The sequence below is a fragment of the Streptococcus sp. GMD4S genome (genome assembly GCF_000296955.1).
Genome location: NZ_AJRE01000464.1, coordinates 1 through 3,613, shown reverse-complemented (window position 1 = coordinate 3,613; position 3,613 = coordinate 1). Strand labels below are relative to the sequence as shown.

The 3,613-nt window shown below is 46.1% G+C and carries 1 protein-coding gene; it reads left to right on the top strand.

Going from position 1 to position 3,613, the window contains the following annotated elements; genetic code table 11:
* Positions 1–3,613 (top strand): G5 domain-containing protein (locus tag GMD4S_RS11600; RefSeq protein WP_000352891.1); only part of this gene is annotated, 3,613 nt, incomplete at both ends.

Here is a 3,613-nt window from a genome sequence, read left to right as displayed (position 1 = left end):
GAATTGACTACAAATGATGAGGTTAGAATAGAAAAGATTGATTTTTCTATTGACGAGCAATATACAGATGAGATTCCAGAAGGAAGTCGTCAAATCACAACTCCAGGAGTCCAAGGTGAGCGTACGATTAAGACTCGTGTCTACAGTTCTAACGGTCAAGTTGTTGACCGTCAAGAACTTTCGAATGAAGAAACCATGGCTCCAGTAACGCAAATTGTCAAAGTTGGTACAGCTAAACCAACCATGGTACCGAGCGAAGCGCCGAAAACAGAGGCTCTGCCAGAGTATCCACTGACTTATACAGATGAAACGCGCGTTGAAAAAATCAACTTTAGCATTCGTGAAGAAGAAACGGATGAATTGGTTCGTGATGCCCGCCAAATCACAACTCCAGGAGTCCAAGGTGAGCGTACGATTAAGACTCGTGTCTACAGTTCCAATGGTCAAGTTGTTGACCGTCAAGAATTGTCTAATGAGGAAACCCTAGCTCCAGTAACGCAAATAGTCAAAGTCGGAACAGCTAAACCAACTATGGTACCGAACGAAGCACCAAAAGCAGACGCTCTTCCAGAGTATCCGTTGACATATACGGATGAAACCCGCATTGAGAAGATTGCGTTCAATATCGAGGAGCAACATACGGACGAGCTTGTTCGAGATGCTCGTCAAATCGTGACTCCGGGTGTCCAAGGCGAACGAACTATCAAGACTCGCGTCTACAGTTCCAATGGTCAAGAGGTTGATCGCCAAGAGTTGTCTAATGAGGAAACCCTAGCGCCCGTAACACAAATCGTCAAGGTCGGCACAGCTAAGCCAACCATGGTACCGAGTGAAGCGCCGAAAGCAGACGCTCTGCCAGAGTATCCGCTAACTTACACCGACGAAACGCGAGTTGAAAAAATCAACTTTAGTATTCGTGAAGAAGAAACCGATGAGCTTGTTCGTGATGCCCGTCAAATCGCCACTCCAGGAGTACAAGGCGAACGGACTATCAAGACTCGCATTTACAGTTCTAACGGTCAAGTTGTTGACCGTCAAGAATTGTCTAATGAGGAAACCTTGGCTCCAGTAACGCAAATTATCAAAGTCGGAACTGCTAAGCCAAATATGGTACCAAGTGATGCACCGAAAGCAGACGCTCTGCCAGAATATCCACTGACTTATACAGATGAAACGCGCGTAGAGAAAATAGCCTTTAATATCGAAGAGCAATATACGGATGAGCTTGTTCAAGATGCTCGTCAAATCGCAACTCCGGGTGTCCAAGGCGAACGAACTATCAAGACCCGTGTCTACAGTTCCAATGGTCAAGTTGTTGACCGTCAAGAACTTTCTAATGAAGAAACCTTGGCTCCAGTAACGCAAATTGTCAAAGTCGGGACGGCTAAACCAAGCATGGTACCAAGTGATGCACCGAAAGCAGATGCTTTACCAGAGTATTCGCTGACATATACAGATGAAACCCGCGTAGAGAAAATAGCCTTCAATATCGAGGAGCAATATACGGATGAGCTTGTTCAAGATGCTCGTCAAATCGCCACTCCAGGAGTCCAAGGTGAACGGACCATCAAGACCCGTGTCTACAGTTCCAATGGTCAAGAGGTTGACCGCCAAGAGTTGTCTAACGAGGAAACTCTGGCTCCTGTCACACAAATCGTCAAAGTCGGTACGGCTAAACCAAACATGGTACCAAACAATGCGCCGAAAGCGGACGCTTTGCCTGAGTATCCGTTGACTTATACTTACGAAACGCGCGTTGAAAAAATCAACTTTAACATTCGTGAAGAAGAAACGGATGAATTGGTTCGTGATACCCGCCAAATCGCGACTCCGGGTGTCCAAGGCGAACGAACTATCAAGACTCGAGTCTACAGTTCCAACGGTCAAGTTGTCGATCGCCAAGAGTTATCTAATGAAGAAACCCTAGCTCCCATAACGCAAATCGTCAAAGTCGGTACGGCTAAACCAACTATGGTACCGAACGATTCACCGAAAGTAGAGGCTCTGCCAGAATATCCACTGACTTATGCCGATGAAACGCGCGTAGAGAAAATAGCCTTTAATATCGAAGAGCAATATACGGATGAGCTTGTTCAAGATGCCCGCCAAATCACAACTCCGGGTGTCCAAGGCGAACGAACTATCAAGACTCGTGTCTACAGTTCTAACGGTCAAGAGGTTGACCGCCAAGAATTATCCAATGAGGAAACTCTGGCTCCTGTCACACAAATCGTCAAGGTCGGCACGGCTAAACCAAACATGGTGCCAAATGAAGCACCGAAAGCGGAAGCTCTACCAGAGTATCCACTAACTTATACCGACGAAACTCGGGTTGAGAAAATTAACTTCACAATTCGTGAAGAAGAAACTGATGAGCTTGTTCAAGATGCTCGTCAAATCACAACTCCAGGAGTCCAAGGCGAACGGACCATTAAGACTCGAGTCTACAGTTCTAACGGTCAAGAGGTTGACCGCCAAGAGTTGTCCAACGAGGAAACTCTGGCTCCCGTAACGCAAGTGGTCAAGATCGGTACGGCTAAACCAAACATGGTACCGAACGATCCACCGCAAGCAGACGCTTTACCAGAGTATTCGCTGACATATATAGATGAAACCCGCGTAGAGAAAATAGCCTTCAATATCGAGGAGCAATATACCGATGAGCTTGTTCAAGATGCGCGCCAAATCGCAACACCAGGTGTTGAGGGAGAGCGCACGATTAAGACTCGTATCTACAGTTCTAACGGTCAAGAGGTTGACCGCCAAGAGTTGTCTAATGAGGAAACCCTAGCTCCTGTAACGCAAATTGTCAAAGTCGGAACAGCTAAACCAAATATGGTACCAAGTGATGCACCGAAAGCAGATGCTTTACCAGAGTATCCGTTGACTTATACCGACGAAACGCGCGTTGAAAAAATCAACTTTAACATTCGTGAAGAAGAAACCGATGAGCTTGTTCGAGATGCTCGTCAAATCGCCACTCCAGGAGTCCAAGGCGAACGAACTATTAAGACTCGCGTCTACAGTTCTAACGGTCAAGAGGTTGACCGCCAAGAATTGTCCAATGAGGAAACTCTAGCTCCCGTAACGCAAGTGGTCAAGGTCGGCACGGCTAAGCCAAACATGGTACCGAACGATCCACCGAAAGCAGACGCTTTAGAAGAGTTCGATTTAATTTCACTGCATAATCTCTTGGCAGAAGCGGATCAGATTAAAGCTCAGGCCCGTTATTTCAACGATAGTCAGAGTCATCAAGCTAACTATGATGCTGCTTTGACGGCAGGTCAAACGATTCTGAGTCAATCCCAAGCCAGCCAATCAGAAGTCAATCAACTGGCGGAACAAATCAATCAAGCCAAGGCTCAATTAAGTGGTCCTGAAGTTGTTAAAACAGCTCTTCAGACTGAGTACGATTTAAATCCAAGAGTTAAAACTTCGGTTAAATATAAGAATGCGGATTCAGAAAAGCAGACAGCTTATACTGACGAATTGACCAAGGCAGAGGGAGTTTTGAACAATCAAACTGCTACACAAGTACAGGTCAATCAAGTTCTTGCTAGCCTGACAGCAGCCAAAGAAGCTCTAAATGGAGTGCCTAAAGTCAAGCCGACTG